The sequence below is a fragment of the Terriglobus tenax genome, from assembly GCF_025685395.1.
Taxonomy (GTDB): Bacteria; Acidobacteriota; Terriglobia; order Terriglobales; family Acidobacteriaceae; genus Terriglobus; species Terriglobus tenax.
On sequence record NZ_JAGSYA010000004.1, the window covers coordinates 2,442,918 to 2,468,157 of the forward strand.

Sequence of the window (25,240 nt, forward strand, 5' to 3'; positions counted from 1 at the left end):
CTGCTTCACCTCTTATGCTTTTGACGTTGCCACGCCCTTGTTCCCGAACCGCAGCATGGACGCCACCTTGCTCATCACCCACTTGGGCACCGCAGACGCCGCCATGTAGTTCCGCAGCTCCTCATACCGCACCGCACCCATACTGTAGCCAATCAGCAGCTTCAGCAAACCCTCATCGCGCGAAGCTGCCCGCACAATCTGGTCAATTCGTCCGGAGTCATTGAACAGCCTCCGCTGGATATCCACCGAGTGCTCCAGGTCGCCGCCAATCTCTGCTCTCCACGTCCGCTCATAGCCCTTCAACTGCGCTTCGGAGTAGTCGTTGGCCTTCACTGCGGCGATCGCTGCTTCAGCCGCCAGCGCGCCCGAGGTCATCGCATAAAAAATTCCCTCTGCCGTAAACGCATTCACAAATCCACCCGCGTCTCCCGCCAGCAAAACACGGTCCGTATAGGTCTTCGCCAGCGGCCCGCTGATCGGAATCGGAAACGCCTTGTAGCCGTCCCTCTGCGTCTCTCCGGTCACAAAGCCTTTCTGTTTCATCTCTTCCACCCAGCCGGCATGGTGCTCTTTGCCTTTGCCCCGCAGCTCTTCCAGGTAGTAATCCAGCTTGCACCCAAAGCCCAGGTTGCAGTGTTCTGTTTTGGGAAAGATATACCCATACCCAAAGGTCTTCGTCAGCGTCAGAAACAGACTCACCGTATCGGGTCGCGCCGCCTGCATCTTGGCCGCAGGCGTCTCTTCCATCATGTCCACGGCATACTCGCTGCGTATGTCGCCAACCCGCAGCCCGCTGTGCCGTGCAATCACGGAATTCGCCGAGTCGCAGCCGATCACCATCTTCGCCCGGAAGACGCGTCCATCGGTTGCCTCCAACTCCACACCCTCCGGCAGTACCCGCAGCGCACGGATCGTCACACCCATCTCCACCGGAGCCACAGCCTGTGCCCGGCGAAACAACGCCGCGTCATACTCCCATCGCCGCACCAGGTACATAATGGGCTCGGCCTGCTCGTGCACCACGCCGGTTCCGTCCGGCGACTCCAGGTATACCCGTCGAATGGGATTGGTTCCCACCTCGGCCAGCACTTCCTTCACATACGGAAACCGCTCCAGCATGCGCGCCGACAACCCGCCGCCGCATGGCTTCTCGCGCGGAAAAGCCTCCGCTTTTTCCAACACCAGCACACGAACGCCAGCTTCTCCAAGACACTTGGCCGCGGTAGCACCTGAAGGCCCCGCACCCACCACAATCACATCAAATTCGTTCATAATTTTGCTCCCAGCTTACTAGAGCTTCCGGAGCGCCTGCGTCCCGAAGAAACAAAGTCACATCCCACCGGTGATCCAATACACGCAACTTTTGTGGGGGTGACTCGTTTAGTGCTTTTCGTTACCGTCTGTCTAACAGGTATGTCTACACTAACTGCCTGAGAATATTGCCGATGCTGAACGCCGAACTTATTCCCGATCTCGCAGCCCTGGCAGCCCTCATGGTCATGCTTGAGGTCTTTCGGCGGCGTAACCCGCAGCCACGCGTCCGCCAATGGCTCTTCGGTATGCTCTGGATCTTCATCGAATGCGTCTCGCGGATGTTCTACGTCCGCAATGGCCCATTTCATGTTCTTACCCATGTCATGGCGCTGGATGCCTATGTCATTGCAGGAGTGATCTTCATCTATAGCGCCCGCCGAACGGCGCTCCCCTGGCAACAGATTGCGCTGTTCTATGGCATGAACATTCTGCCGCTGCTTGTTCTGGAAACCATGTATGGTGCCGACTACCGCGACAACCTTGTGCCATACTTCGCCTGCGGCGCCTTCGCGCTGTTGATGAGCGTGGTCATGGCCACCCTCTTCCGCTACTACATCGTCACCAGCCCCCTGGCCTATCTTGCGGTCCGCTTCCTCAATTGGCTGCCGGCCATTGTCCTCCTCTACTTTCACCAGGTTCGCGCAGCTGTGTACTGGCTGCTGGCCTCCCTCTTCTTTGCCGCGGGCATGGGCATGCGCCGCACCCTGGAACGCCGCAGCCCCGGCAGGCTCGCCATCGTTGCCGGCTTCACCCTTTGGGCCTTCTGCTTTGTCATTCATCCGGTCGTCGATCACAACTCTTACTGGGCGCCCATCGCCAGCCGCTTCTGGGACCTGCAGAAGTTCATCATCATGGTGGGCATGCTGATGGTGCTGCTCGATGAGCAGATCCTGAAGAACCGCAACCTCGCCCTGCACGACGAACTCACCGGCCTGCCCAACCGCCGCCTCCTCGAAGACCGCCTCGCGCAGGCGACCGCCCGCTCTGAACGGAACGGCACCAGCACAGCCGTCCTCCTGCTCGACCTCAACGGCTTCAAAACCGTCAATGACACACTCGGGCACGCCGCAGGCGACCGCGTTCTCAAACAGTTCGCCGACAGTTTAAGTCAGTCCGTCCGCGCTGCCGACACCTTCGCCCGCTTTGGCGGCGATGAGTTTGTCATCGTTGTCAGTGACCTTGTTCGAGGAGAACCCATCGAAAAGCTGCTCGCCGCCATGCGCCGCGCCAGCATCGGTGATTACGAGGTGCAAGGCAGACACTTCCATATCGAGGCAGCTGTTGGAGGCGCTCTCTATCCTGACGACGGAGCTACCCCGGACCAGCTTCTCCGCATCGCCGACAGCCACATGTACCAGGACAAGCCAGGCAGGCCTACAGGCACTAGCCCAAAGCAGTTCGCTGCACCACTCGCCGGCTGAAAGCACAGCCGCCCCATTCTTCGGCAAAGCCGAGGGGGTTTCGTTCTGCGAGGTCTGTTTACTTGGGCAGGGAAGATCCCGCTTTTAGGCAGCAGATTTCTAAGCAGGCAAGACGCTACAGCGTCATATCGCCAACCGGCCGCAGCGCCACTTCAATCTGTGCATTCACATCCGCCTGGGCAAACTCGGCCGTCACGCGGATGCCGTTCATAATGGCCCGTTCGTTCGAACTGCCATGGCCAATCGCACAAACCCCGCGCACACCCAGTAGCGGAGCGCCGCCATATTCGGAGTAATCCAGCTTCCGCCGGAAGGAATGGAATGCCTTGCGCGAAAGCAGCGCCCCTACCTTGGCGGTAACGGTGGACTTCAGGGAAGTCTTCAGCGAGCTTGAAACCAGCTTCGCCAGTCCCTCACTCGTCTTCAGAGCCACGTTGCCCACAAAGCCGTCGCACACCACGACATCGGCGCGTCCGTTGTACAGGTCGCGGCCTTCCACATTGCCGATGAAGTTCAATCCAAGCTCGCGCAGCAGCGGCAGGGTCTCGCGCGTCAGCGCGTTACCCTTGGAGTCCTCTTCGCCGATCGACAGCAGGCCAACCTCAGGGTTCTTCGTCTTCAGTACCTGCTCGCTGTACACCTTGCCCATTACGGCAAAATCCAACAGGTTCCTCGGCGTCGAATCCACATTGGCGCCCACATCCAGCAGCAGGCACGGCAACCCGGTCTGTGTCGGCAGAATGGTCGCCAGCGCCGGACGGTCGACACCCTCCAGGCTTCCCAGTACCATCTTGGCCGTGGCCATGGCTGCGCCGGTGTTCCCGGCGGTAAAGAACCCCGCCGCGCGACCCTCCCGCACCATCTTCAGGCCAACACGCATTGAGGAGTCACGCTTGGAGCGGACAGCTTGCGCCGCCTTATCCTCCATGCTGATCCACTCGCTGGCATGAACAATTTCAATGGGAAGCCGTTCCCCGCGCAGGTGCTGCTTCAGCGCAGGGCGCAGAACATCCTCGGGCCCAACTAAATGGACCCTGACCGGCAAATGACGGCAGGCAAGAATGGCCCCTCGAATCTCGGGCTCGGGGGCCTTATCGGAGCCCATCGCGTCCAGAACGATATCAATCAGCATTCAGCGCCAGGGGTCTCGGTCAGATGTCTAAACTTAAGCTTCGCTCTTGACCGCGATCACTTCGCGGCCCTTGTAGGTGCCGCACTTCGGGCACGCACGGTGGGGCAGCTTGCGCTCGTGGCAGTTCGGGCACTCAGAAACGCCCGTGGGTACGAGGAAGTCGTGGCTGCGGCGCTTCGCGGTGCGCTGCTTGGAATGGCGCCGTTTCGGATTCGGCATGGTAGGTTCCTTTCACATCACCGCAGATGGCGCTCGGTAAACCTACGCGCTCTTCTACGGCACAATCCTTTGAGATCTTAAGATTTCATCCGGCTGGCCAGATCTGCGAGAGCGTTCCACCGCGGGTCGACCGTTCGGTCTGCGCAGTCACAGCTTCCCTGGTTCAGATTCTGTCCGCAACTCGGGCAAAGTCCTTTGCAGTCCTCACTGCAGAGCGTTCGTCCGGGCAGGGAAAGCAACACCTGCTCACGCACGACGTCCTCCAGCACAAGGCCGCTCTGTTCATAATACCCGATTTCCGTCTCAGCTTCCGAAATTGCGTGTTCCCCCGCAACCCCATCCACACCTCCCGGACGGAACAGAAGGTCAAATTCACCCTCAAGATGCTGTGGAACCGGGTCCAAGCACCGCGCACACAGCACCTCGAAGTCGCCGGAATACTTCGCCCGCAGGCGGATATCCTGCACAATCTCCTTCGGCCCGCGATGCTCTTCCAGCAGCTCAGCCAGTCCGGTCACGGTCAGCGGCTTCACCTGGCGCACATCCGGAGCATAGTCCAGCTCCGGCAGCTTCTCGTCCAGTTCCAGCGGCTCTTTTTCCAGTTGCAGCGGTGTAATCAGCACGGCGGAACCTCCTCTCCCATTATCGCGCATCTATCCCCAGGCGGGTGCCGGGTGCCCCCTTCATGCCCGAAGCGGATGAGTGGGCCTCGCGCAAAGTTCGACCGCTTCTGCTTTTCTTGTCTTTTGCCATTCTGGAAGGATCTGCTTCTACTCCCCAGACCGTGGGGAGTGACACGACCTGGCATCCGCTATCATTGCCGTCACAATGTACAAAATCGTAGCAACCGCACTATGTCTCGCCCTTCCTGCTCTGGCCCTCGCGCAGAAGAAGGACTCCCCCCTCCCCTCCCCGCCCGCCGCGGAAAAGCTCGACCTCGATACCATCGCTCGCATACGCGACGAAGGCATCAACCGCTCCCATGTCATGGAATACGGTGCGGCGCTCTTTGACGGCGTCGGCCCCCGTCTCACCTTCTCGCCCGACTACCAGAAGGCCGCTGACTGGTCCGTCGACCAGTTCAAGCGCATGGGTCTGGCGAACGCCCATACTGAAAGCTTCGGCGAAACCGGCATCGGCTGGCGTCAGATCGGCACCTCGGTCCTGATGACCGCACCTGCCACCGCCACCGTCATCGCGCAGGCCGGCCCCTGGTCGCCCGCCACCAATGGCGAAACCACCGCCGAAGTCATCGCCATTCCCACCCTCCATACCGAAAAAGACTTCGAAAAGTGGAAGGGCAAGCTCGCCGGTAAGGTCATCCTCTATGGCGACGCCCCAAAGACCTCGCCCAACCCGCCTACACCCATCCAGAGCTACGATGCCACCAGGCTCCAGCACCTCTTCGAGTACCCGCTCGACGGCGACCAGGGCGAGACCGACGTCCTGCCCACCGACCTCACTTACTGGAGCAAGGTTTTCACCCCCTTCAAAGAGAGCGTCGCAAAGTTCTTCGCGGACGAGCACGCCGTCGCCGCCCTCATTCCCGGCGGTAGCAACGGAGCCATGCACGACGACACCGGCACCGCGGCCTTCGGCTGGTTCGTCTTCAAGCCCGAACACAAGCAACTCATCCCCGGTGCAGTCGTCAACACAGAAAACTGGATGCGCATGTCGCGCCTGCTCAGTCACAAGGTCCCGGTCAGCGTCCGCATCAACATCCAGACCCAGTTCAGCGGCGATAAGGTCGACGGCCTGAACGTCATCGCCGATCTGCCCGGTACCGATCCCGTCCTCAAGGATCAGGTCGTCATGGCTGGTGGCCATCTCGATAGCTGGATTGCCGGAACCGGAGCCACCGACGACGGCGCCGGCGTCATCGTCGCCATGGAAGCTCTCCGCATCCTCAAGGCGCTGGACCTCAAGCCTCGCCGCACCATCCGCGTTGCTCTCTGGGGTGGCGAGGAGCAGGGCATCTACGGCTCACGCGGCTATGTAGTCAGCCACCTGGCCAGCCTGAAGTACCCGCAGAACGAGGTCACTAAGAACCTGCCCGAGTTCGTCATGCTGCCCGAAAAGGTTACGCCAAAGGGCGACTACAACACCTTCGACGCCTACTTCAATATGGATAACGGCACCGGCAAGTTCCTCGGCATCTACGCCGAGGGCAATACTCCCGCGGCCAGTATCTTCCGCCAGTGGATGGAGCCCATCCGTGACCTCGGCTTCACTACCGTCTCCGAGCGTGCCACCGGCTCCACCGACCACGTCAACTTCGACCAGGCTGGCTTGCCCGGGTTCCAGTTCATCCAGGACCCCCGTGATTACGAAACCCGCACCCACCACACGGCGCTGGACACCTACGAGCGTCTCTCTGAACCAGACCTGCGCCAGGCCGCAACCATCATGGCCATCTTCCTCTGGAACGCCAGCCAGCGCGACGCCATGATGCCCCGCAAACCCCTCAATCTCAACACGCCCAAACCCCTGGAAGGCCTCTACCCCACCAAATAACCGGTGCAATCTGCCTCGTCAGGGCACGGCCGAAGCTGTGCCGAAAATCTCCCACGAGCAAAAAGAACGCCGGCCTCGACGGCCGGCGTTCTTTTTCCCCTCAATCAACCCTAAGTCGTGTGGTCCACCACAATCTTCCATCCGTTCTCGGTCTTCTCCATTACCAGCGAAAAGATCCCCTCGGCGCTCCCGCCATCCTTCTTTGACCGTTCCAGCTTGTACTTGCCCAGCAGAACGGCGAAGTTGTCATCCAGCCGCGTGACATCAAAGTCGCTGAAGCTCAGCGTACCCATCGCCGCTTTCGTCGGATAGCTTCTGCGGTAGTTGTCCGCCAGCCCTTCGAACCCCTTATGAATCTCGCGGCTCACGTAAATCGTCTCCGGAGAATTCTGGTACCCGGCCAGAAAGCCATCAATGTCCCCGGCGTTCCATGCCCGCTCCTGCGCCAGCAGCACCTTCACGCAATCCAGCGTCTGCTGGGGAACCGTTCCCATCGTTTGAGCGGATGCAAGTGTGGCAGTGGCAAGAACAACAGCGAGCAAAAAACGGCGCATGAATTCTCCTGAGAACTAAAATGTACCTATGGCTAACGCGCAGGCCAACACGAAAGTGGTGCATGCCGTCTGTTCGCATGACTGCCCTGATTCCTGCGGTGTCCTGGTCACCGTCGACACGCTGACCGATCGCGCCATCAAGATCCAGGGCGACCCCGCGCACCCGGTTACCCGCGGTTTCCTCTGCGGCAAGGTCGCCAAGTACCTTGACCGCGTCTATTCGCCTGACCGCATGCTCTATCCTATGCGCCGCCGCGCCGGTGTGCGCAAAGGCCCATTGCCGCAAGGCAAAGAGGTGGACGCCTTCGAGCGTATCTCCTGGGATGAAGCTCTCGACACCATCGCCCAGCGCCTGCAATCGATTGCAGACGCACACGGTCCCGAGTCCATCCTGCCCTACTCCTATGCCGGAACCATCGGTCAGCTCGGCTATGGCTCCATGGACCGCCGCTTCTTCCACCGCCTCGGTGCATCTCAGCTTGACCGCACCATCTGCGCCTCGGCCGGCGGAGCCGCGCTCACCAGCGTTTACGGAGTCAAGCTTGGCGTGGAGCCGCAGAGCTACGCCCACGCCCGCTACATCATCGCCTGGGGCGCGAACATCCACGGCAACAACATTCACCTGTGGCCTTTCATTGAGCAGGCCCGCCGCAATGGCGCAAAGCTCGTCGTTATCGATCCTTACAAGACCCGTACCGCGGCTCTCGCCGACTGGCACATCGCCATCCGTCCTGGGACCGATACTGCCCTCGCCCTTGGCATGATGCACGTCATCCTGCGTGACGGCCTCCAGAACGATGACTACATCGCCCGCTGCACCCACGGCTTTGACGACCTGAAGCAGCACGTCCTGCAAGCCGAATACGCGCCGGAAAACGTCTCGCAGATCACAGGCATTCCTGCCCAGGACATCGAACGCCTGGCCCGTGAGTACGCCCATGCCATCCCCTCGGCTATCCGCTTGAACTACGGTATCCAGCGCAGCGAAAACGGCGGTGCCGCCGCCCGCGCCGTCCTTATGCTGCCCCTGCTCACCGGAGCATGGATGCACCAGGGCGGCGGCGTCACGCTCTCTACTTCGGGCTCCTTCCCCTTCAACTCCGCAAAGCTGCAGATGCCGGAGCTGATGAAGTCCAGCCCGCTTGGCCGCGACGCCCGTATCGTCAACATGTCGCAACTGGGGCAGGCACTCACGGCACTAAACGACCCGCCGGTCAAGGCGCTCTTCGTCTACAACTCGAACCCCGCCGCAGTTGCCCCCAACCAGAACGCCGTTCTGGAAGGCATGGCCCGCGAAGACCTCTTCACCGTCGTCCACGAGCAGTTTTTTACTGACACCGCCGACTACGCCGATATCCTTCTCCCCGCCGGCACCTTCCTCGAAGTCAAGGACACGCAGGGAGCCTACGGCCACCTCTACGCCCAGCTCAACACCCCGGCCATTGCGCCGCTTGGTGAGGCAAAATCCAACGTCTGGCTCTTTGGCCAGCTCGCTCAACGCATGGGGTTCTCCGAAGACTGCTTCCACGACACCGAAGACGACCTCATCGCCCAGGCCTACGATACGCGCCATCCCTTCTTCCAGGGCATCACTCCCGAGCGTCTCGCGCTGGAAGGCCACATCCGCCTCAACCTGCCAGAAGGTCTGCCCTTCTCCTCGCCGGACTGGTTCCGCACTCCCAGCGGGAAGGGTGAGTTCTCCTCCATCGCTCTTGAAGCGGAAGGCAGTGACGCCCTGCCCACCTTCCACCCGGCCCAGGAGTCGCGCCTTGGCCCCCAGGCCGCCGTCTATCCGCTGGAGTTTCTGCCTCGCAAGGCCGACAACTATATGAACTCCACCTTCGCGAATCTTGCCGGCCATCAAAAGCTGGAATGCGGCCGCATCGGGATACTCGAACTCCACCGCACCGATGCAGATCTGCGCGGTATCGCCAGTGGAGACGACGTAGAGATCTTCAATGACCGCGGCAGCATGACCCTCACCGCCCAGGTCGACGGCACCGTTCCGCAGGGCGTTGTCGCCGCCCGCCTCTCCTGGAACAAGACCCACAGTCGCGGCCAGGGCATCAATCTGCTCACCAGCGAGCGACTCACCGACATAGGCGGGGGGGCAACTTTCTATTCCACCCTGGTAGAAGTCCGTAAATCCTGCGTCTAGCCCCTTGCGTCTAAGTCCAGGTGAAGCGAATTCTTCGTGAAACCGGCGCCTGGCTCCTCATCCTTGCAGGCCTCGCGGGCTGTATTCTGCCCGTCATCCCCGGCATCCCCCTGCTTATCGGCGGCCTTGCCATCCTCGCCGTCGACCGCCCCTGGGCCGCCCGCCTGCTCCACCACGTCAAGCTGAAGTGGGATCAGGCCAAAGCCAAGGTCAAATCCTCTGCACAATAACGCGGTTTTCACCCCGCCACAACTCTGGGTGCCCCATCCATCGCAAAGCGATGGGTGGGTTGACACCACATAAATCAAACGTGTCATCCTGAGCGTAGCGAAGGACCTGCTTTTCTTGCTTTGTCATTCCGTAGCGCAGCGAAGGAATCTGCTTCTGCCGTAGCCTTTGTCATCCTGGAAAGATCTGCTTCTCCACCAACCCCAGCACCGTCTCCATCACCTCAGGCGAATCCCCAAATCCCGCCATCCAGTGAACATCCTCATCCCGCCGGAACCAGGTCAACTGCCGCTTGGCATAGTTCCTGTGCCCCTGCTGTGCCGCCTGAATGGCTTCCTCATGCGACATTTCTCCCCGCAGCAACGCCAGCACCTGCACATACCCCAGCGAGGTGAGCGGCCTCGCCTCCACGCCAAATTTCTCCACCAGCGCCGCAGTCTCTTCAACCAGCCCGCGCTCAAACATCGCCGCCGCCCGCCGGTTGATCCGTTCATACAGAAGGGGGCGTTCCGGATTCAGCCCAATCCGCAGAATCCTGTATCCCCTCAGCGGGTCGCGCCCCTGCTCGGCCCACGCTTCGGTCATCGGCTGTTTTGCTGCCAGGCACACCTCAATCGCCCGAATCAGCTTGGGCGTATCGTTCGCGTGGATTCCTTCGGAAGCTTTCACGTCCAGCCGCGCCAGAATCCTGTGCAGCCATGCACTTCCATGCTTTGCGGCCGTTGTCCGCAGTCGTTCGCGAAGTTCTTCATCCCGCTGCGGCCCATCGAACAGCCCCTCGGTCAGCGCCCGCAGGTACAGCCCGGTCCCGCCGCTTACAATCGGCAACTTTCCACGCGCAACAATCCCCGCAATCGCCTCCCGTGCCAGGCGGCTGTAATCGCCGGCCGTGCAGGCTTCATCAGGATCAAAGACATCGATCAGGTGATGTGGAGCCGCAGCCTGCTCTTCCAGCGACGGCTTGGCCGAGCCAACATCCATGCCCCGGTACACCGAGACCGAGTCGCAGCTTACAATTTCGCCGCCAAACTGCTCCGCCAGCCGCAGGCTCAAAGCTGTCTTGCCACTGGCCGTTGGCCCCACCAGAACTACCAGTAGCGGATCTACCATGGCTTCCACCATCCCGCTCCCAGCGTGTGGTGCGTGGCGGCGCGCCACAATGCAAACACCACCACAACCAGCGCCAGCCACAGCAGGCCGCGCGCTAGGGAACTTTGCTCTTCGGTCTTCATTGCACCGGCATGTTGTAGAAAAATCCGCAGCGCAGTTCAAGGTACGGCCCCTTGAACTCCTTGGGCAGCGGAGGGAACTGGCCCTCACTTATGATTGCGCTCCAGGCCGCCTTATCCAAAGCCACGTCGCCCGATTTCGTTTCCAGCATGATGTTGCCAATCCGGCCATCCGGCAGAATCACAAACCGGATACCGGTCACGCCCTGTTTCATGATCGGCGGACGAACGGACTCCGGGATCAGTGGGTCCCAGTTGCGCTGAATATCGGCATGCAGCCGCTTCATATACGAGCTGAAGTCCACGCCCATCGTGTCCGAAAGAATTTCGGCGCCCGCCTGCAGGCCCGGGTGCTGCGGCGTCGCGTTGGAACCATAGTTGCCGCCGCCACCGCCGCTGCGTGCGTCACGCGCGGCCTGTTGCACCAGATTGCCGAAGCCCGTCGTCGCTCCGCGGCTTGTATTGAAGCTTGGCTTCGGGGCATCCACAGTAGCCTGCTGCGTCGGATGCTGCGGCAGCGGCGTGGAAGGCAGCGGTTGCTGCTGCACCTGCTGCTGAGGAGCCTGCTGTTGCGGCTGCGGAGCCGGTGCGGGCCCTGCCTGTTGCGGTGCCGGGGTCGGAGCGGGAGGAGCCTGCGTCGGCGCGGGCGGAGCGCTGCGCTGCATCGCCTGCAACTGCTGCAGGGTCTTCTTGTCCACCGATGGGGTCTTCGTCTGCGCGACGCGATCCTTGTCGCTGATGATGTCGGTCTTATGCTGTTGCAGCTTCTTGCTGACGTCCGGCGGCAGGTCCAGGTAGCGCAACTCCTGGTCACGCTGCTTCAGAGCGTCCACTACGGTAATCATCTTGCCTTGGTGGAACAGGACCTTCGGCCCGTACAGCAGGAACCAGCCCAGAATCAGCCATACGATGACCGAGATGTAGATCGATTCACGGAACCGCGCACGAGCTCGCTCGTCGTCGACCTCGTCCATCAAATGGAGCAGTTCATGGTGCTCCATCTCGTCATAGCGGCGCGTTTTCCGTCCGCTTAGCTCCGGCTGAGGAGCATTGGGTGGCGTTTCCACTGGCGTCATCGTGTCATCAAGTAAGACTTCCACCGCGACCCGGAAGTCTCGCCGGCAGTCGGCCTTCTCCTTATTTTCTCACTATTTCCCGGTACCCGGCCCCGTACAATGACCGGGTGCGTGCCACCGTTATTACCGTTTCTGACAGCAGCTTTGCCGGTACCCGGCAGGACCTTTCCGGCCCGCGTGTCCGCCAGGTGCTGGAGCAGGCAGGGTTTAGCGTCACAACCAACCTCGTTCCCGATGAGTTAGACGCCATTTCCTCCGCCCTGCGTCATGCCGCCGAAAACTCCCCCCTGGTGGTCACCACCGGTGGCACAGGACTGGCAGAACGCGACATCACCCCGGAGGCCACGCTCGCCGTCTGCACCCGCCTGGTTCCCGGACTGGCGGAGCACATGCGCGCCGAAGGCCTGAAAAAGACCCCACTCGCCATCCTCAGCCGCGGCGTCTGCGGAATCCTCGACCATTCCCTCGTCATCAACCTCCCGGGAAGCCCCAGGGGAGCACAGGAATCAATCGAATCCGTGCTTCCGCTGCTTTCCCACGCCCTCGACCTGCTCGCGGGCCACACTGAACACGCCCAACCCGGCACGATAAAATAGAACTTCCGTGAAATCCTCACCTTCAGTCCTCATCAAGAAGTTCAGCGCCTGGCTGCTCAAACTGCTCCTCCCGCTTGGCTTCTGGGGCATCGGCGCGCTTGCTCTTATCGACTCGGCCACTATCCCGGTGCCCATTGACGCTCTGCTGATTGCCTACGTCGTCAACGACCACCGCAAGGCGTTCCTGTACGTTCTGCTGGCCGCGGCGGGTTCCGCGGTTGGCAGCCTTGTGCCGTTCTACGTGGGCCGCGCCGGTGGAGAGCTCTTCCTGCTCAAGCGCATCAATCGCAAACGGTACGAGCAACTTCGCGACCGTTTTGAGCGCCAGGAGTTCTTCGCCATCATGATCCCCGCCATGATGCCGCCTCCCACTCCCATCAAGCTCTTCGAGTTCGCCGCAGGCGTCTTTGAGATGCACACGGCCACCTTCTTCCTGGCCATCTTCCTGGGCAAGTTCCTCCGCTTCGGTGTGGAGGCAGCCATCACCGTCTACTACGGTCCGCAGATCATCGATGTCGCCAGCGTTATGATCCACCAGCACCTCGGCTACGTCTGGAGCATCGTGGGCATCCTCCTGCTGGTCATCGGCCTCTGGATCATGCGCAAGCTCTTCAACCGCCGCAAAGGCGAAACCTTCCCCGCCGAAGACACCTCTCCGGAAAACTAACCAAGCCGCCACTCTGGGTGCCCCATCCATGCGAAGCATGGGTGGGACATCAGCAGCTTCCTCATCCGGATCGGTTGCCCCACCCTCGCACCGCTAGGGTGGGTTCGTGAGCCACAAATCCCTACACGCATACAATTAACTCTTCGTATGGACACGCCCCGCATCGCCATCCCTATCCCCTGGTCCGCTGACGCCGCATACTCTGAACGTGCCTGGCCGCAATACGCCGAAGCCGTCCGCCGCTGCGGTGCCGAGCCCGTCCCCGTCCCGCTCGACAGCACCAATGACCAGATCGCAAGAATCGCGAACTCCTGCCAGGCCTTCCTCCTCCCCGGCAGCGGCGCTGACGTCAATCCGCAGAAATATGGCGAGGTACGCGATCCCATGTCGGCGGATGCAGACCCACTCCGCGAAAACGTCGACGAGCTACTTTTGCAGGATGCGCACAACATGCACAAGCCGCTGCTCGGCATCTGCTTCGGCACGCAGATACTCAACGTCTGGCGCACCGGCTCGCTCATCCAGCACGTCGAAGGCACTGGAGTAAACCACAAAGCCGGTCGCGAGATTATGGACGCGCACCAGGCCGAGATCGTAGCTGATTCCATGCTGGGTGGCCTCGTCGCCGCAACCGGCGTCCCTGAGCACGATCACAAGCTCTCACTGCCCATCAACAGCAGCCACCACCAGGCTCTCAAAGACCCCGGTGACGGCCTCCGCGTTGTCGCCCGCAGCCCCGAAGATGGCATCATCGAAGCCGTCGAAGGCGGCCAGCACCCCGGCCACTTCGTCCTCGGCGTGCAGTGGCATCCGGAACGCACCTTCGACCACTCGCCCGCCTCGCGCGCTATCTTCGAGCGCTTCGTCAACGAGGCCCGCAACTGGAAGCCCCGCGAGATCAAGGACTCCGTCGCATGAGCCTCGACCTCGCCCGCATCCTCACCCAGACGCAGGCCCTCGTCAGCATTGAGTCGCCCTCGGACGACAAGGCCGCCGTCGATCGCTGCGCCGATGTGCTTCTGGAGCTGGCCTCCGATCTTGCACCGCGCATCAAGCGCCACAAGCAGAAGCAGTACGGCGACATCCTCGAACTTCGCTTCGGTCCCAGGCGCCGCAGCCAGAAGCCCATCGTCCTGCTCGGTCATCTCGACACCGTCTGGCCTGTCGGCACGCTTGAAACCATGCCCTGGCGGCAGACAGCCACGCACCTCTACGGCCCCGGCGTTCTGGATATGAAGCTCGGTGTCGTCATGGCGCTGGAAGCCCTGCGCTCCGCTCCTCTCACACGTGAGGTCATCCTTCTGCTCGTCTCGGAAGAGGAGATCGGCAGCCCGGTCTCGCGCCCCATTACAGAAAAAACCGCACAGGCCGCTGAAGCCGTCTTCGTTCTGGAACCAGCGCAGGCCCCCAACTGGGCCTACAAAACGCAGCGCAAGGGAATCGGCAACTACCGTCTCACTGTCACCGGCATCAGCGCGCACGCAGGTGTCGATCCCGAAAAAGGCCACTCGGCCACGCTTGAGCTCTCGCGCCAGTTGCTCCGGATCGCGGAACTCAACGATCTGCAGCGCGGCATCACGCTCAACGCCGGCGTGATCGGCGGCGGCACCAAGTCCAACGTTATCGCCGCGCAGGCCTGGGCAGAGATTGACCTTCGCATCCCCACCGCTCGCGACGGGGAACGTATCGACCGCAAGCTCCGTGCGCTGAAGCCCATCGATAAAGCCTGCACGCTCACCGTTACAGGCGGCATCAACCGCCCGCCCATGGAACGCTCCGCCGGCACAGTCCGCCTCTACAGGCAGGCAAAGAAGCTGGCTGCACAGCTTGGCTTCCAGCTCGACGAAGCCGCCACCGGCGGTGGCTCTGATGGCAACTTCACAGCCCCTTTTGCACCCACGCTCGACGGTATGGGAGCCGTCGGCATCGGTGCCCACGCGGTGCATGAGCAGGTAGAGCTATCGCATATCCTGCCTCGCACCCAGCTCCTCGCCAACATGCTCCACGCTTAGAAGCTCTGTCATCTCGACCAAGCGAAGCGAAGGAATCTGCTTTACCTGCGAGGGTGGGCGCCCAACACCCTCAAAAACCCTTCAACATCCCCGCCACAACCGCCACCGGCAACCCCACCACATTCGAGTAATCCCCTTCGATGCGCGGAATAAACCGGGCCGCCTGGCCCTGGATGCCATACGCCCCGGCCTTATCCATCGGCTCGCCCGTATCGACATACGCTGCAATTTCATCCTCATTTACCGCCTGGAAGAAGACCGCCGTCCGCTCCGCATGACTCACCGTCTTCTCCACCGAGAGCAGAGCGACGCCCGTCACCACCTCATGCGCCCGTCCGCTCAACATCCGCAACATGCGCGCGGCATCGTCGGCATCCTTTGGCTTGCCCAGCAACAGGCCATCTACAGTCACAATCGTGTCCGCGCCCAGTACCAGGACATCGTCTTCGCCCGCATGCTTCTCCAGCACCGCCAGCGCCTTCTCTCGTGCCAGCCGCGTGGTGTAGGTCACCGGGTCCTCACCTGGCAATTGAGACTCGTCAATATCCGCCGTCTCAACGGTAAAGGGAATACCGGCCTGCGTAAGCAATTCGCGGCGTCGTGGGGAGGCGGAGGCAAGAATCAGTCGCATCTCCATCAGTATTACTCGCCGCTCCACATGTAGAAGCTCAGCGAAGCGTCACCCTGCTTCAGAACGCGCACCCGTTTCAGCCCCCCTACACGCTCCGGCAGGTCGGTCTTGCTACGATGCTCGGCCACGACGCGGCCTCCTTCGTTCAACAGATATTCCTGCGCGCCAAGGAACCCGAGCGTCTTCGCGTATTCCTGCTCCATATCCCAGGGAGGGTCCAGGAAGACGATATCCAGCGCGGTTTTGTCCTTCGCCAGCCTGGTCAGCAGTACGGAGACGCCGCCACTCTCCACCACGCTGCCTTCCGCCCCCAGAGTCTTCAGGTTGCCGCGCAGCGCAGCCAGCGCGGGCGATGACTTCTCCGCGAACCATACTCGCCGCGCTCCACGGCTCAGGGCTTCCAGGCCCACAGCGCCCGATCCAGCGTACAAATCCACCACGCGCAGGCCTGTGCAATCCTGCCCCAGCACGTTGAAAAGCGTCTCGCGCAGGCGGTCGCTCGTTGGTCGTGTTGCTTCACTTTTCGGAGCCGCAATCGGACGCGATCTCCACTTGCCGCCAATAATGCGCATCCTGTTCACCTTGCACCGTAAAGCCCGCACCTGGCAACTTCCGTACAATAAACCTGATGCGCTCGTGGTCCATTCCGCTTGGCCGCTGGTTTGGTGTCGAGATTCGTATGCACACCTTCTTTGTGCTGCTGCTCGCACTCTCCCTCAGTTGGGCCTCCATGTCCGGCCACAGCGGCCTTCGCGGCGCTGCACTCTGGTTCATTCTTTTCTTCGCCGTGGTGGTCCGCGAGATCGCGCGTTCGCTTGCCTGCGCCTGGTTCGGACTTGAGGTGCGGTCCATCCAGCTCCTGCCCACCGGCGGTGTCATCACCTTCGCCACGGCGGAGTCCATGGAGCGTGCCAACGAGGGCGCCATCCAGCGCAAGCTCGCCATCGTCGGCCCCATCACCAGCTTCCTGTTCGGCGCCATCATCGGCCTGCTCATCTTCGCCGCTACTCCTGGCGTCGATATGCTCAGCCGCCCATGGATCTCGCCCTTTCACCTCCTGCGCGCCGCCTTCTGGATCCAGCTTCTGCTCGGCGCCATCAACCTGCTGCCAGCCTGGCCGCTCGATGCAGGCCGGGTCCTGCGTGGCGAGTTCTCGCGTTCGCGTGGACTTGCGGGCGGAACCCGTGCCGCCGTCGGCTTCGGCCAGTTGATTGCGCTGGTCATGATCATCGCCGGCATCGTCACCTTCAACATGTGGCTGTTGCTCATCGGCGCGTTTGTCCTGATCGGCGCGCAGATGGAAGATCACGGCCTCATGCTGCAGAACTCGGTGGATACCGTGCTGATGCGTGACGTCATGCTCACCGAGTTCGCGACACTCTCCGCCTCAGATACCCTCGAAGACGCCCTCGAAAAGTCCATCCACACCATGCAGGATGTCTTCCCCGTCACCCGCGGCACCATCCTAGTCGGTGTTATCAGCCGCCAAAGCATTCTGGAGACGCTGCAGGCCGAGGGCAACGGATATGTGCAAGCCATCATGTCCCGCGGCTTCCACACCGCGCAGTCCAGTGACTCGCTGGTGCAGACCCTGCGCCGCATGATGGGACCCCGGGCCCAGGCGCAGCTGGTCCCCGTGCTCGACGGAGAACGCATCGTCGGCATCATTACGCCGCAGAATCTCAACCAGTCCATGAGCCTGCTCGCCCTGCGCCGCCGTATGCGCGGTGCCGAGGAGCAGCAGTCGTGACGGAAGCCGCACCGCTCGCTCCCGGTCTCTATCTCGTCGCAACTCCCATCGGCAACCTGGAAGACATAACCCTCCGCGCCCTGCGCGTGCTGCAGTCGGTGGACCGCATTGCCTGCGAGGACACCCGCCAGACACAGAAGCTGCTGAACCACTTCCATATCCAGAAGCCGACCGTCAGCTATCACCAGCACAACGAAGTCGTGCGCACGGTAGAGTTTCTGGACGATCTGCGCGCTGGAAAACGCATCGCCATCGTCTCGGACGCAGGTACCCCCGGCATTGCGGACCCAGGCTCCAAGGTCGTCGCCGCCGCCATCGAGGCAGGCATCGCCGTCTACCCGATCCCCGGTGCCAACGCGGCCATCTCCGCCCTCATTGCCAGTGGCCTGTCGACGGAGACCTTCACCTTCCACGGCTTTCTTCCCGCAAAAGCCGGTCAGCGCCAGTCGCAGATCGAATCCCTCGCCTTCAACGGCACAACGCATATCTTTTACGAGGCGCCGCACCGCATCCTTGAGACCCTGGCGGATGTCATCACGGTCCTCGGCCCACAGCACCCAATCGCCATCGCGCGGGAGGTCACCAAGCTGCACGAGGAGCACCTGCGCGGCCCCGTCTCGGAAGTGCTTGCAACGCTCACAAGCCGCGACGCCATCAAGGGCGAGTTCGTCCTCCTGCTCAGCGGCAACCGCATCACCACGGAGCAGGCCAGCACACCCCAAACCTCCATTGCCACAGCAGTCGATGTCCTCATGAAACAGGGCATCAGCGAGAAAGATGCCCTCAAGCAGGTCGCCCGCGATCGCAACCTGGGTAAGAGCGAGATCTACCGCCAGTGGCAGCGCGAGAAGGCCCGACACTAAGCACCCATCCCGGCAAATTTGCTAGGCTCAAACTATCTATGAAGGTTCTGGTTATTGGTGGTGGTGGTCGCGAGCATGCCCTCGTATGGTCGTTGCAGCAGAGTTCCAAAGTCACGGAAGTGGTCTGCGCTCCCGGTAACGGCGGCATCGCCGCCATTGCGCGTTGCCTTCCCGTGGATGTAAAGGACGTCGACTCCATGCTCGCGGTCGTCGCGCAGGAGCAGCCCGCGCTTACCGTCGTTGGCCCCGAGATTCCCCTCGCCGCCGGTATCGTGGACGCCATGCAGGCCCGCGGCCTGCGCGTCTTCGGACCCACGCAGGCTGCCGCTCAGCTCGAAAGCAGCAAGTCTTTCGCCAAGGAGTTCATGCAGCGCCACCGCATCCCCACGGCGCACTACGCCGTCTGTACCTCGCTTGAAGAGGTACGCAAGTCGCTGCCCATCTTCCATACGCCGCTCGTTGTAAAGGCTGACGGTCTCGCCGCCGGCAAAGGCGTCATCATCTGCCAGACCAAGGCGGAAGCCGAGGAAGCCGCTGCCGGCATTTTCTCCGGCGCCCTGCTCGGTTCCAGCGAAACCCGTCTGGTGCTCGAAGAGTTCCTTGAAGGCGAAGAGGTCAGCTTCTTCGCTCTCTGCGACGGCAAGCACGCCATTCCCATTGCCGCCGCGCAGGACCACAAGCGCGTGGGCGAGGGCGACACCGGTCTGAACACCGGCGGCATGGGTGCCTACTGCACCGATACGCTGCTTGAGCCCAGCATGGTCGAGTGGCTCACCACCCACGTCACGCAGAACGTCGTCGACGGCATGGCGCAGGAGGGCACCCCCTTCACCGGCATCCTCTTTACTGGTCTGATGATGACCGCGCGCGGTCCCATGGTGCTCGAGTTCAACACCCGCTGGGGCGATCCGGAAACGGAAGCGATCCTTCTGCGCCTTGAGTCCGATCTTTATGACCTGTTCGATGCCGCGGTTGATGGCCGCGCCGACAAGGTTGCCATCCGCCTCAAGCCCGGCGCCAGTGCCTGCGTCATCGCCGCCAGCGGAGGTTATCCCGGCAGCTACCGCTCCGGCCTCGGGATTGACGGTCTTACCTCCACCAGCGACGCTGGCGCCGTGCAGGTCTTCCACGCCGGCACCTCGCTCGTCGAGGGCGAGTTCCGCACCGCGGGCGGCCGTGTCCTGGCTGTCTCCGCCGCTGCAGATGACCTGAAGACCGCGCTCGCCATGATTTACGGATGCCTGGAGAGCATCCGTTTTGAAGGCATGTTCTACCGCCGCGACATTGGTTACCGCGCCCTTGCCGAAGAAGGCAAATAAATGACTCAGCCTGCACTCACCGCCGACGAGATGCTGACCTGGAATGAGAAGACCTCCACGCGCTTTCGCGACCTGCTCGCAAAGCATCCTGAGGCGCTTCAGTTCTCCTGCGACATAGCAAAGGTCAGCACCCTCGGCGGTTTGATGCAGCACATCGTTGCTGTGGAGCTTCGCTACGCCGAGCGTCTTGCCGGACAGCCCGAGACTCAGTACGACCAGGTGCCTTTCGCCACGGTGGAGGAGATCTTCGAGACGCACGACCGCGCCATCGCACTCTTTCGTGAAGCCCTGGCAACGTCCGGTACCAACTGGGATGAAGAGCTTGAGTTCGTCACACGCTCGCTCGGCAAGATGATTGCCACGCGCAAGGCGGTCTTCTTCCATGCGCTCTCGCATTCCATCCGCCACTACGCGCAACTCACCACGCTGCTGCGCCAGCACGGCATTACCATGCCGCTTCCGCAGGACTACCTCATGGTTGCCGCGAGGATCGCATGAAGCGCAAGCTGGCCACAATGCTGCTGCTCTCGACTGCCGCCTTCGCGCAGCAGGGAGTCGTGGTGAAACGCCTCGGAGCTCCGGACGTTCGTATCGAACCCGCCATCTGGGTCGGCGACATGCTCTACGTCTGCGGCGTCATGGGGACGCCGGAGAAGCCCGGCAATCCCCCTGTCTATACCTCTGATACCGAACAGCAGGCACGCTCCGCCTTCGCCAATATCGAGAAGGTACTCAAGGAGCAAGGCCTCGGCCTCGGAGACATCGTGCAGATGCAGGTCTTCCTCAAGGCAGACCCCAGGACCGGCGTCATGGACCGTCCCGGCATGGAACGCGCCTACTCCGCCAACTTCGGCTCCAAAGAGCAGCCCCGCAAGCCGGTCCGCGCCACGGTCGAGGTCAAAAACCTCGTCGTCCCCACCGGCCTGATTGAAGTCATGGTCGTCGCCGCCCGTCCCCGGCAATAAAGCCTGCTTTGTTACCCCATTCTTTCGCATCGCGAAAGGGTGGGGTGTCGAGCGAAGCGAGATTAAAACAAGAAGGCTCCTGCTTCGGCAGGAGCCTTCTTGTTTATCCCTCAACTGCTGCTATGCCTTCACCGGCTCCACTGTAATCGCGGGCAGAATCTCGTCCACATCCACCCACTGCGTCGGGTAGTTGCCCGTGTAGCATGCCGTGCAATAGCCGTTGCCGCCCTCGTCAAACGATCCGCAGGCCTTCAGCACACCATCCAGCGACAGGTACGCGAGCGAATCCGCCTCAATGAACTGGCGAATCTCCTCGATCGTGTTGTTGGCTGCAATCAGGTCCTTGGCGCTCGGCGTATCCACACCGTAGAAACACGGGGAGATCGTCGGCGGGCAGGAGATGCGCATATGCACCTCCGCCGCTCCGGCGGCTCTGCACATACGAACAATTTTTCTGCTGGTTGTCCCGCGAATGATCGAGTCGTCGATCAGGATCACGCGCTTGCCTTCCAGCAACGCACGCGACGGGTTCAGCTTCATGCGCACGCCAAAGTCGCGCACCCGCTGTGTCGGTTCAATAAACGTGCGGCCCACATAGTGGTTGCGAATCAGACCGAAGTTGAACGGAATGCCCGACTCGGCCGAGTAGCCCAGTGCCGCCGTTACGCCGCTATCCGGTACCGGAACGACGAGGTCGGCATCCACGCCCGACTCGCGCGCCAGCTGGCGGCCCATCTCTTCACGGCTGTTCTGCACCCAGCGGCCAAACACCTTCGAGTCCGGACGAGCGAAGTACACATGCTCAAAGATGCAGCTTGCCTGCTTGGTCTTCTTCGTATCGAAGAAGCGCGAGGTCACACCGTCCTCGCTCACCATCACCAGCTCGCCCGGCTGAACATCGCGCTCATACTTGGCGTGCAGCAGGTCCAGAGCGCAGGTCTCGGAGGCAAAAACAAAGGTGTCCGGCTTGCCATCGGTGCCGGTAATGCGGCCCATGCACAGCGGGCGGAAGCCATGCGGATCGCGCGCCGCAAAGATGCGGTTGCGCGTCATCATCACAATCGAGAACGCACCATCCACCTGCGACAGGGAATCGGCGATACAGTCCACCAGCGTTGTCTCCGCCGAGTGGGCAATCAACTGCACAATAATCTCGGTATCGCTGGTCGTCTGGAAGACCGCGCCATCGCGCTCCAGGCGCTCTTTCGCAGTTCCCAGGTTCACCAGGTTGCCGTTGTGCGCAATTGCAATCAGGCCCTTCACGGAGTCCACGCGGATCGGCTGTGCATTCAGCAGTGCCGAGTCGCCCGTCGTGGAGTAGCGCGTGTGGCCAATCGCCATCTCGCCGGGCAGCTTCTGCAGCACGTCGTCGGTAAAGATCTCCGACACCAGGCCCATGCCCTTTACATCGATGATGTCCTCACCATTCGAGGTCGCAATGCCGCCGGACTCCTGCCCGCGATGCTGCAGCGAGTACAGGCCCCAGTACGTCATGCGTGCAGCCTCAGGATGGCCATACACCGCCATCACGCCGCACTCTTCCTTCAGTTTGTCGAACGGGGTCTCGTCGAGTTCCAGGTCGTCCTGCTGCACTACGGTGGTCATTACGCCAGCACCTCCGTCGCCAGGCGCGACTCCAGCGCCGTAGCCCAGGTCTGCTTCAGGTCGCTTACAGCCGCGCGAATCACGTTCTCGCCGCCCAGCGTGATGGACAGCGTACCGTCCGCCGTCACCTTACCGATCGGCTGCGCCATCAGCGTACCATCCTTCTCAATCGTGCCCACCAGGGCTTCTACAGATTTGTGCGAACAGGTCACCAGCACCGTGCTGGCCGGCTCACTGAACAGTGTCTCCAGCGCGCCCTTCTCGGTGTCGATCTTCACTTCAGCGCCTACGCCCTTGCGGAAGCAGGCCTTTGCCAGGGCCACGGCCAGGCCGCCGTCGGAGATATCCGAGGCCGAGCTGACGAAGCTCCGCTTCGCCAGCTGCTGCAGCATCGCGTGCAGCGCGGCTTCCTTCTCCAGGTCAATCGCCGGAGGTGCACCCCACAGCTTGCCCAGCACCGTCTTTGCAAACTCGCTGGATCCGAACTCCGTCTGCCAGTCGGTTGCCTTCGCCGTATTCGGCGAAATCAGCACAATCACCTCATCCGGCTGGCTGAAGTGTCCCGGCATCGCCTTGGTCACGTCATCCAGAATGCCCACAATGCCCAGGACCGGGGTTGGATAGATGCCTACGCCGCGGGTCTCGTTATAGAGAGAGACATTGCCGCCGGTAATCGGGGCTCCAAGCGCGATGCTGGCTGCGGAAATACCGTCAATGGCATTGGAAAGCTGCGCCATGATCTCCGGCTTTTCGGGGTTGCCAAAGTTCAGGCAGTTGGTGGCGGCAACGGGCTTGGCACCGGTACAGGCCACCTTGCGTGCTGCCTCGGCAAAAGCGTGCTTGGCCCCGGTCAGCGGATCCAGGTAACACCACCGTCCGTTGCCTGCCAACGCCATACTCAGCGCTCGCTGCGTACCCTTGATGCGCATCACGCCGGCTTCATTGCCCGGACCCTGCACCGTGTTGGTCTGCACCATCGAGTCGTACTGCTCAAACACCCAGCGCTTGTCGCAGATGTTGGCCGCATCCAGCAGTTTTTTCAGCGCGGCGGGGTAATCCACCGGCTGCTCCAGCACTCCCGCCGGAGCCGTCTTCTCCACCGGAGCCACCCAAGTGCCTACCGGGCGGTGGTACAGCGGAGCGTCATCGGTCAGCGACTCATTCGACAGGTCAGCCACCAGCTCGCCGTGGTGACGAATCCTCATGCGGTTCTCCGCGATCACCGTGCCGACAATATTCGCATCCAGGCCCCACTTCGCGAAGACGTCCAGAACCTCCTGCTCGCGGCCCTTGTTGGCCACCAACAGCATGCGCTCCTGCGACTCGCTCAGCATGATCTCGTAGCTGTTCATGCCCGTCTCGCGCTGAGGAACATTGTCCAGCTCGACATCCAGGCCAACGCCGCCGCGGGCGCCCATCTCGCAGGTGGAGCAGGTCAGGCCCGCCGCGCCCATATCCTGAATGCCGGCAACCGCTCCCGGAATCTGCATGACTTCCAGGCAGGCCTCCAGCAGCAGCTTCTCCAGGAACGGATCGCCCATTTGTACATTCGGGCGCTTCTGCTCGGAACCTTCCTTGAACTCTTCTGAAGCCATGGTGGCACCATGGATGCCGTCGCGGCCCGTCTTCGCGCCGACGTAGATCACCGGGTTACCCACACCGGTCGCCTTGGCATAGAAAATCTCGTCACGCTTCACCATGCCCAGGGCAAAGGCGTTCAGCAGAGGATTGCCGCTGTAACAGGGCTCAAAACGCGTTTCGCCACCCAGGTTCGGCACGCCAAAGCAGTTGCCGTAACCCGCCACGCCATGCACCACACCTTCAACGACGGCGTGGTTCTTGTGCGTAATCTCTTCCGGCAGGGAAGCATCGTCCAGCGGACCAAACCGCAGCGAGTCCATCACCGCCAGCGGACGTGCACCCATGGTGAAGATGTCGCGCAGAATGCCGCCGACACCGGTCGCCGCGCCCTGGTAGGGCTCAATGTAGCTGGGGTGGTTATGGCTCTCAATCTTGAAGGCGCATGCCCATCCGTCGCCCACGTCAATAATGCCCGCGTTCTCTCCGGGACCCTGAACCACGAGTTCGCTCTTGGTCGGTAGGCGCTTCAGGTGGACGCGCGATGACTTGTACGAGCAGTGCTCGCTCCACATCACCGAATAGATGCCCAGCTCCGTCAGCGACGGAACACGGCCCAGCGTTTGCTCAATGCGAGCATATTCCTCGGCGGTGATGCTGTGCAGTTTAAGCAGCTCGGGCGTGATGCGAGCCGGTGTGGGGACGTGGGTGGCCTGTGCTTGCAGTTCGTTAGGCATAGCTGGCTACCTTGATTCTCTCACGTTGCTGCCGGGTTACACTGCAACGCGACTGCACCGGTTCTGGTGCAACCAGGCCTTTTCGTCCACAGGGCCGAACCCGCCCTAGGTCTGCCGCCCTAGCTTCATGCATCCAGACGATGTCATCCCGGCCGCGAGGCAAGGCGCCGCAGTAGGGGGCCTTGCGTGTGCCTTCGGCCTGCCCCCTGTCCTTAACCCTTTGTCCTTACTTACTTCCCGGTCGACCCAAACCCGCCTGTACCCCGCGGAGCCTCGGTAATCTCCTCTGCTTCCTCAAACGAGGCCACAATCCGCTGCACAATCCGCAACTGGGCCACGCGGTCGCCAACTGCCAGCGTTACCGTGTTCTCGGACAGGTTCGTCACCACAATCTTCAGTTCGCCCCGATAGCCCGGATCAATCACCCCGGCCAGCGTCGTTACACCCTTCACCGCCAGGCCTGAACGGTCTTCGACCAGCGCGCCATACTCAGCCGGAAACTCCATCGCCAGCCCGGTAGGTACCAGCGCGGTCTGCCCGGGCGCAATCTCCGCAGGCTCAGCAGCGTATAGATCGGCCGCGAGATCGCCCCACGGCCCGTCATGGGCATACTTCGGCAGCCTGGCGTTGGGGTGGAGTCGTTTTGTCTTGATCTTCACTTCGTGTGACATA

The 25,240-nt window shown here is 61.8% G+C and carries 26 protein-coding genes; 13 read left to right on the forward strand and 13 right to left on the reverse strand.

Annotated features, from left to right (window positions below):
* Positions 1-12: 12 nt before the first annotated feature.
* The gene (locus OHL13_RS15935; protein ID WP_263411116.1) at positions 13-1,272 is read right to left on the reverse strand and encodes an NAD(P)/FAD-dependent oxidoreductase; all 1,260 of its coding nucleotides are present in this window, start codon (positions 1,270-1,272) and stop codon (positions 13-15) included.
* A gap of 173 nt (positions 1,273-1,445) precedes the next feature.
* On the opposite strand from OHL13_RS15935, the gene OHL13_RS15940 reads away from it, so the two are divergent.
* Positions 1,446-2,735, forward strand: coding sequence for a GGDEF domain-containing protein (locus OHL13_RS15940; RefSeq protein ID WP_263411117.1), 1,290 nt, complete (start codon positions 1,446-1,448; stop codon positions 2,733-2,735).
* Between the two features lie 115 nt (positions 2,736-2,850).
* On the opposite strand, the gene plsX is transcribed toward OHL13_RS15940, so the two are convergent.
* The 3 genes from plsX to OHL13_RS15955 form a co-directional block, all read right to left on the reverse strand.
* Positions 2,851-3,867: a phosphate acyltransferase PlsX gene (gene plsX, locus OHL13_RS15945; protein ID WP_263411118.1), complete on the reverse strand. Its 1,017-nt coding sequence runs from the start codon at positions 3,865-3,867 to the stop codon at positions 2,851-2,853.
* Positions 3,868-3,900: 33 nt separating this feature from the next.
* Positions 3,901-4,086, reverse strand: a complete 186-nt coding sequence (gene rpmF / locus OHL13_RS15950) for a 50S ribosomal protein L32 (RefSeq protein WP_263411119.1) — start codon at positions 4,084-4,086, stop codon at positions 3,901-3,903.
* A gap of 77 nt (positions 4,087-4,163) precedes the next feature.
* Positions 4,164-4,709, reverse strand: coding sequence for a YceD family protein (locus OHL13_RS15955; RefSeq protein WP_263411120.1), 546 nt, complete (start codon positions 4,707-4,709; stop codon positions 4,164-4,166).
* A 205-nt stretch (positions 4,710-4,914) separates the two neighbouring features.
* On the opposite strand from OHL13_RS15955, the gene OHL13_RS15960 reads away from it, so the two are divergent.
* Positions 4,915-6,600 carry a M20/M25/M40 family metallo-hydrolase gene (locus OHL13_RS15960; RefSeq protein ID WP_263411121.1) on the forward strand — a complete coding sequence of 562 codons (1,686 nt, stop codon included), beginning with the start codon at positions 4,915-4,917 and terminating at the stop codon, positions 6,598-6,600.
* Between the two features lie 110 nt (positions 6,601-6,710).
* On the opposite strand, the gene OHL13_RS15965 is transcribed toward OHL13_RS15960, so the two are convergent.
* On the reverse strand, positions 6,711-7,154 hold the full coding sequence (locus OHL13_RS15965) for a YybH family protein (RefSeq protein ID WP_263411122.1): 444 nt from the start codon (positions 7,152-7,154) through the stop codon (positions 6,711-6,713).
* A gap of 28 nt (positions 7,155-7,182) precedes the next feature.
* Between OHL13_RS15965 and OHL13_RS15970 the strand changes: the two genes are divergently transcribed.
* Together OHL13_RS15970 and OHL13_RS15975 are read left to right on the forward strand one after the other, a co-directional pair.
* Positions 7,183-9,312, forward strand: a complete 2,130-nt coding sequence (locus tag OHL13_RS15970; RefSeq protein ID WP_263411123.1) for a molybdopterin-containing oxidoreductase family protein — start codon at positions 7,183-7,185, stop codon at positions 9,310-9,312.
* Between the two features lie 20 nt (positions 9,313-9,332).
* Complete coding sequence (locus OHL13_RS15975; RefSeq protein WP_263411124.1) at positions 9,333-9,542, forward strand: PGPGW domain-containing protein; 210 nt, start codon at positions 9,333-9,335, stop codon at positions 9,540-9,542.
* A gap of 169 nt (positions 9,543-9,711) precedes the next feature.
* On the opposite strand, the gene miaA is transcribed toward OHL13_RS15975, so the two are convergent.
* From miaA to OHL13_RS15990, 3 genes are read right to left on the reverse strand one after another with little or no spacing between them, the layout of a single operon-like run.
* On the reverse strand, positions 9,712-10,650 hold the full coding sequence (miaA, locus tag OHL13_RS15980; RefSeq protein ID WP_263411125.1) for a tRNA (adenosine(37)-N6)-dimethylallyltransferase MiaA: 939 nt from the start codon (positions 10,648-10,650) through the stop codon (positions 9,712-9,714).
* Positions 10,644-10,772 (reverse strand): hypothetical protein, encoded by a 129-nt coding sequence (locus tag OHL13_RS15985; RefSeq protein ID WP_263411126.1) that lies wholly within the window; start codon positions 10,770-10,772, stop codon positions 10,644-10,646. The genes miaA and OHL13_RS15985 overlap by 7 nt, the downstream gene beginning before the upstream one ends.
* Entirely contained in the window at positions 10,769-11,845 is a 1,077-nt protein-coding gene (locus OHL13_RS15990; protein ID WP_263411127.1) for a TonB C-terminal domain-containing protein, read from the reverse strand. The genes OHL13_RS15985 and OHL13_RS15990 overlap by 4 nt, the downstream gene beginning before the upstream one ends.
* Before the next feature lie 107 nt (positions 11,846-11,952).
* On the opposite strand from OHL13_RS15990, the gene OHL13_RS15995 reads away from it, so the two are divergent.
* From OHL13_RS15995 to OHL13_RS16010, 4 genes are all read left to right on the forward strand, one after another.
* Complete coding sequence (locus tag OHL13_RS15995) at positions 11,953-12,441, forward strand: MogA/MoaB family molybdenum cofactor biosynthesis protein (RefSeq protein WP_263411128.1); 489 nt, start codon at positions 11,953-11,955, stop codon at positions 12,439-12,441.
* A 7-nt stretch (positions 12,442-12,448) separates the two neighbouring features.
* Positions 12,449-13,108, forward strand: a complete 660-nt coding sequence (locus OHL13_RS16000; protein WP_263411129.1) for a YqaA family protein — start codon at positions 12,449-12,451, stop codon at positions 13,106-13,108.
* A 147-nt stretch (positions 13,109-13,255) separates the two neighbouring features.
* A complete protein-coding gene (locus OHL13_RS16005) occupies positions 13,256-14,026 on the forward strand; it encodes a gamma-glutamyl-gamma-aminobutyrate hydrolase family protein (protein ID WP_263411130.1) in 771 nt (256 codons plus the stop codon).
* Positions 14,023-15,120 carry a M20 family metallopeptidase gene (locus OHL13_RS16010; protein ID WP_263411131.1) on the forward strand — a complete coding sequence of 366 codons (1,098 nt, stop codon included), beginning with the start codon at positions 14,023-14,025 and terminating at the stop codon, positions 15,118-15,120. The genes OHL13_RS16005 and OHL13_RS16010 overlap by 4 nt, the downstream gene beginning before the upstream one ends.
* A gap of 70 nt (positions 15,121-15,190) precedes the next feature.
* Here OHL13_RS16010 and OHL13_RS16015 read toward each other — a convergent pair whose 3' ends face one another.
* Both OHL13_RS16015 and rsmD read right to left on the reverse strand, forming a co-directional pair.
* Complete coding sequence (locus OHL13_RS16015; RefSeq protein WP_263411132.1) at positions 15,191-15,751, reverse strand: Maf family protein; 561 nt, start codon at positions 15,749-15,751, stop codon at positions 15,191-15,193.
* Positions 15,752-15,762: 11 nt separating this feature from the next.
* A complete protein-coding gene (rsmD, locus tag OHL13_RS16020) occupies positions 15,763-16,323 on the reverse strand; it encodes a 16S rRNA (guanine(966)-N(2))-methyltransferase RsmD (protein WP_263411133.1) in 561 nt (186 codons plus the stop codon).
* A gap of 56 nt (positions 16,324-16,379) precedes the next feature.
* Between rsmD and OHL13_RS16025 the strand changes: the two genes are divergently transcribed.
* Genes OHL13_RS16025 through OHL13_RS16045 form a run of 5 tightly spaced genes read left to right on the forward strand, consistent with a single transcriptional unit; the run spans position 16,380 to position 20,648 of the window.
* A complete protein-coding gene (locus OHL13_RS16025) occupies positions 16,380-17,501 on the forward strand; it encodes a CBS domain-containing protein (protein ID WP_263411134.1) in 1,122 nt (373 codons plus the stop codon).
* The gene (gene rsmI / locus OHL13_RS16030; protein WP_263411135.1) at positions 17,498-18,364 is read left to right on the forward strand and encodes a 16S rRNA (cytidine(1402)-2'-O)-methyltransferase; all 867 of its coding nucleotides are present in this window, start codon (positions 17,498-17,500) and stop codon (positions 18,362-18,364) included. Before OHL13_RS16025 ends, rsmI begins: the two co-directional genes overlap by 4 nt.
* A gap of 38 nt (positions 18,365-18,402) precedes the next feature.
* Entirely contained in the window at positions 18,403-19,683 is a 1,281-nt protein-coding gene (gene purD, locus OHL13_RS16035) for a phosphoribosylamine--glycine ligase (RefSeq protein WP_263411136.1), read from the forward strand.
* Positions 19,684-20,181, forward strand: a complete 498-nt coding sequence (locus OHL13_RS16040; protein ID WP_263411137.1) for a DinB family protein — start codon at positions 19,684-19,686, stop codon at positions 20,179-20,181. It begins immediately after the preceding gene.
* Entirely contained in the window at positions 20,178-20,648 is a 471-nt protein-coding gene (locus OHL13_RS16045; RefSeq protein WP_263411138.1) for a Rid family hydrolase, read from the forward strand. The genes OHL13_RS16040 and OHL13_RS16045 overlap by 4 nt, the downstream gene beginning before the upstream one ends.
* Before the next feature lie 120 nt (positions 20,649-20,768).
* On the opposite strand, the gene purF is transcribed toward OHL13_RS16045, so the two are convergent.
* The 3 genes from purF to dut all read right to left on the reverse strand — a co-directional run bounded on the left by purF (position 20,769) and on the right by dut (position 25,239).
* Positions 20,769-22,253, reverse strand: a complete 1,485-nt coding sequence (purF, locus tag OHL13_RS16050) for an amidophosphoribosyltransferase (protein ID WP_263411139.1) — start codon at positions 22,251-22,253, stop codon at positions 20,769-20,771.
* Positions 22,253-24,568: a phosphoribosylformylglycinamidine synthase subunit PurL gene (purL, locus tag OHL13_RS16055; protein WP_263411140.1), complete on the reverse strand. Its 2,316-nt coding sequence runs from the start codon at positions 24,566-24,568 to the stop codon at positions 22,253-22,255. The genes purF and purL overlap by 1 nt, the downstream gene beginning before the upstream one ends.
* A 230-nt stretch (positions 24,569-24,798) precedes the next feature.
* A complete protein-coding gene (dut, locus tag OHL13_RS16060) occupies positions 24,799-25,239 on the reverse strand; it encodes a dUTP diphosphatase (RefSeq protein WP_263411141.1) in 441 nt (146 codons plus the stop codon).
* Position 25,240: the final 1 nt, after the last annotated feature.

Excerpts from the sequence above, each read along its gene's own strand:
- OHL13_RS15960 (WP_263411121.1), top strand. The coding sequence starts at position 4,915 with ATGTACAAAATCGTAGCAACCGCACTATGTCTCGCCCTTCCTGCTCTG.
- OHL13_RS16010 (WP_263411131.1), top strand. The coding sequence starts at position 14,023 with ATGAGCCTCGACCTCGCCCGCATCCTCACCCAGACGCAGGCCCTCGTC.
- OHL13_RS15970 (WP_263411123.1), top strand. The coding sequence starts at position 7,183 with ATGGCTAACGCGCAGGCCAACACGAAAGTGGTGCATGCCGTCTGTTCG.
- OHL13_RS16015 (WP_263411132.1), bottom strand. The coding sequence starts at position 15,751 with ATGCGACTGATTCTTGCCTCCGCCTCCCCACGACGCCGCGAATTGCTT.
- plsX (WP_263411118.1), bottom strand. The coding sequence starts at position 3,867 with ATGCTGATTGATATCGTTCTGGACGCGATGGGCTCCGATAAGGCCCCC.
- OHL13_RS16040 (WP_263411137.1), top strand. The coding sequence starts at position 19,684 with ATGACTCAGCCTGCACTCACCGCCGACGAGATGCTGACCTGGAATGAG.
- OHL13_RS16005 (WP_263411130.1), top strand. The coding sequence starts at position 13,256 with ATGGACACGCCCCGCATCGCCATCCCTATCCCCTGGTCCGCTGACGCC.
- miaA (WP_263411125.1), bottom strand. The coding sequence starts at position 10,650 with ATGGTAGATCCGCTACTGGTAGTTCTGGTGGGGCCAACGGCCAGTGGC.
- rsmD (WP_263411133.1), bottom strand. The coding sequence starts at position 16,323 with ATGCGCATTATTGGCGGCAAGTGGAGATCGCGTCCGATTGCGGCTCCG.
- OHL13_RS15965 (WP_263411122.1), bottom strand. The coding sequence starts at position 7,154 with ATGCGCCGTTTTTTGCTCGCTGTTGTTCTTGCCACTGCCACACTTGCA.
- purF (WP_263411139.1), bottom strand. The coding sequence starts at position 22,253 with ATGACCACCGTAGTGCAGCAGGACGACCTGGAACTCGACGAGACCCCG.
- OHL13_RS16025 (WP_263411134.1), top strand. The coding sequence starts at position 16,380 with ATGCGCTCGTGGTCCATTCCGCTTGGCCGCTGGTTTGGTGTCGAGATT.
- OHL13_RS15940 (WP_263411117.1), top strand. The coding sequence starts at position 1,446 with ATGCTGAACGCCGAACTTATTCCCGATCTCGCAGCCCTGGCAGCCCTC.
- purL (WP_263411140.1), bottom strand. The coding sequence starts at position 24,568 with ATGCCTAACGAACTGCAAGCACAGGCCACCCACGTCCCCACACCGGCT.
- purD (WP_263411136.1), top strand. The coding sequence starts at position 18,403 with ATGAAGGTTCTGGTTATTGGTGGTGGTGGTCGCGAGCATGCCCTCGTA.
- rpmF (WP_263411119.1), bottom strand. The coding sequence starts at position 4,086 with ATGCCGAATCCGAAACGGCGCCATTCCAAGCAGCGCACCGCGAAGCGC.
- OHL13_RS15935 (WP_263411116.1), bottom strand. The coding sequence starts at position 1,272 with ATGAACGAATTTGATGTGATTGTGGTGGGTGCGGGGCCTTCAGGTGCT.
- OHL13_RS16045 (WP_263411138.1), top strand. The coding sequence starts at position 20,178 with ATGAAGCGCAAGCTGGCCACAATGCTGCTGCTCTCGACTGCCGCCTTC.
- OHL13_RS15990 (WP_263411127.1), bottom strand. The coding sequence starts at position 11,845 with ATGACGCCAGTGGAAACGCCACCCAATGCTCCTCAGCCGGAGCTAAGC.
- OHL13_RS15985 (WP_263411126.1), bottom strand. The coding sequence starts at position 10,772 with ATGAAGACCGAAGAGCAAAGTTCCCTAGCGCGCGGCCTGCTGTGGCTG.
- dut (WP_263411141.1), bottom strand. The coding sequence starts at position 25,239 with ATGTCACACGAAGTGAAGATCAAGACAAAACGACTCCACCCCAACGCC.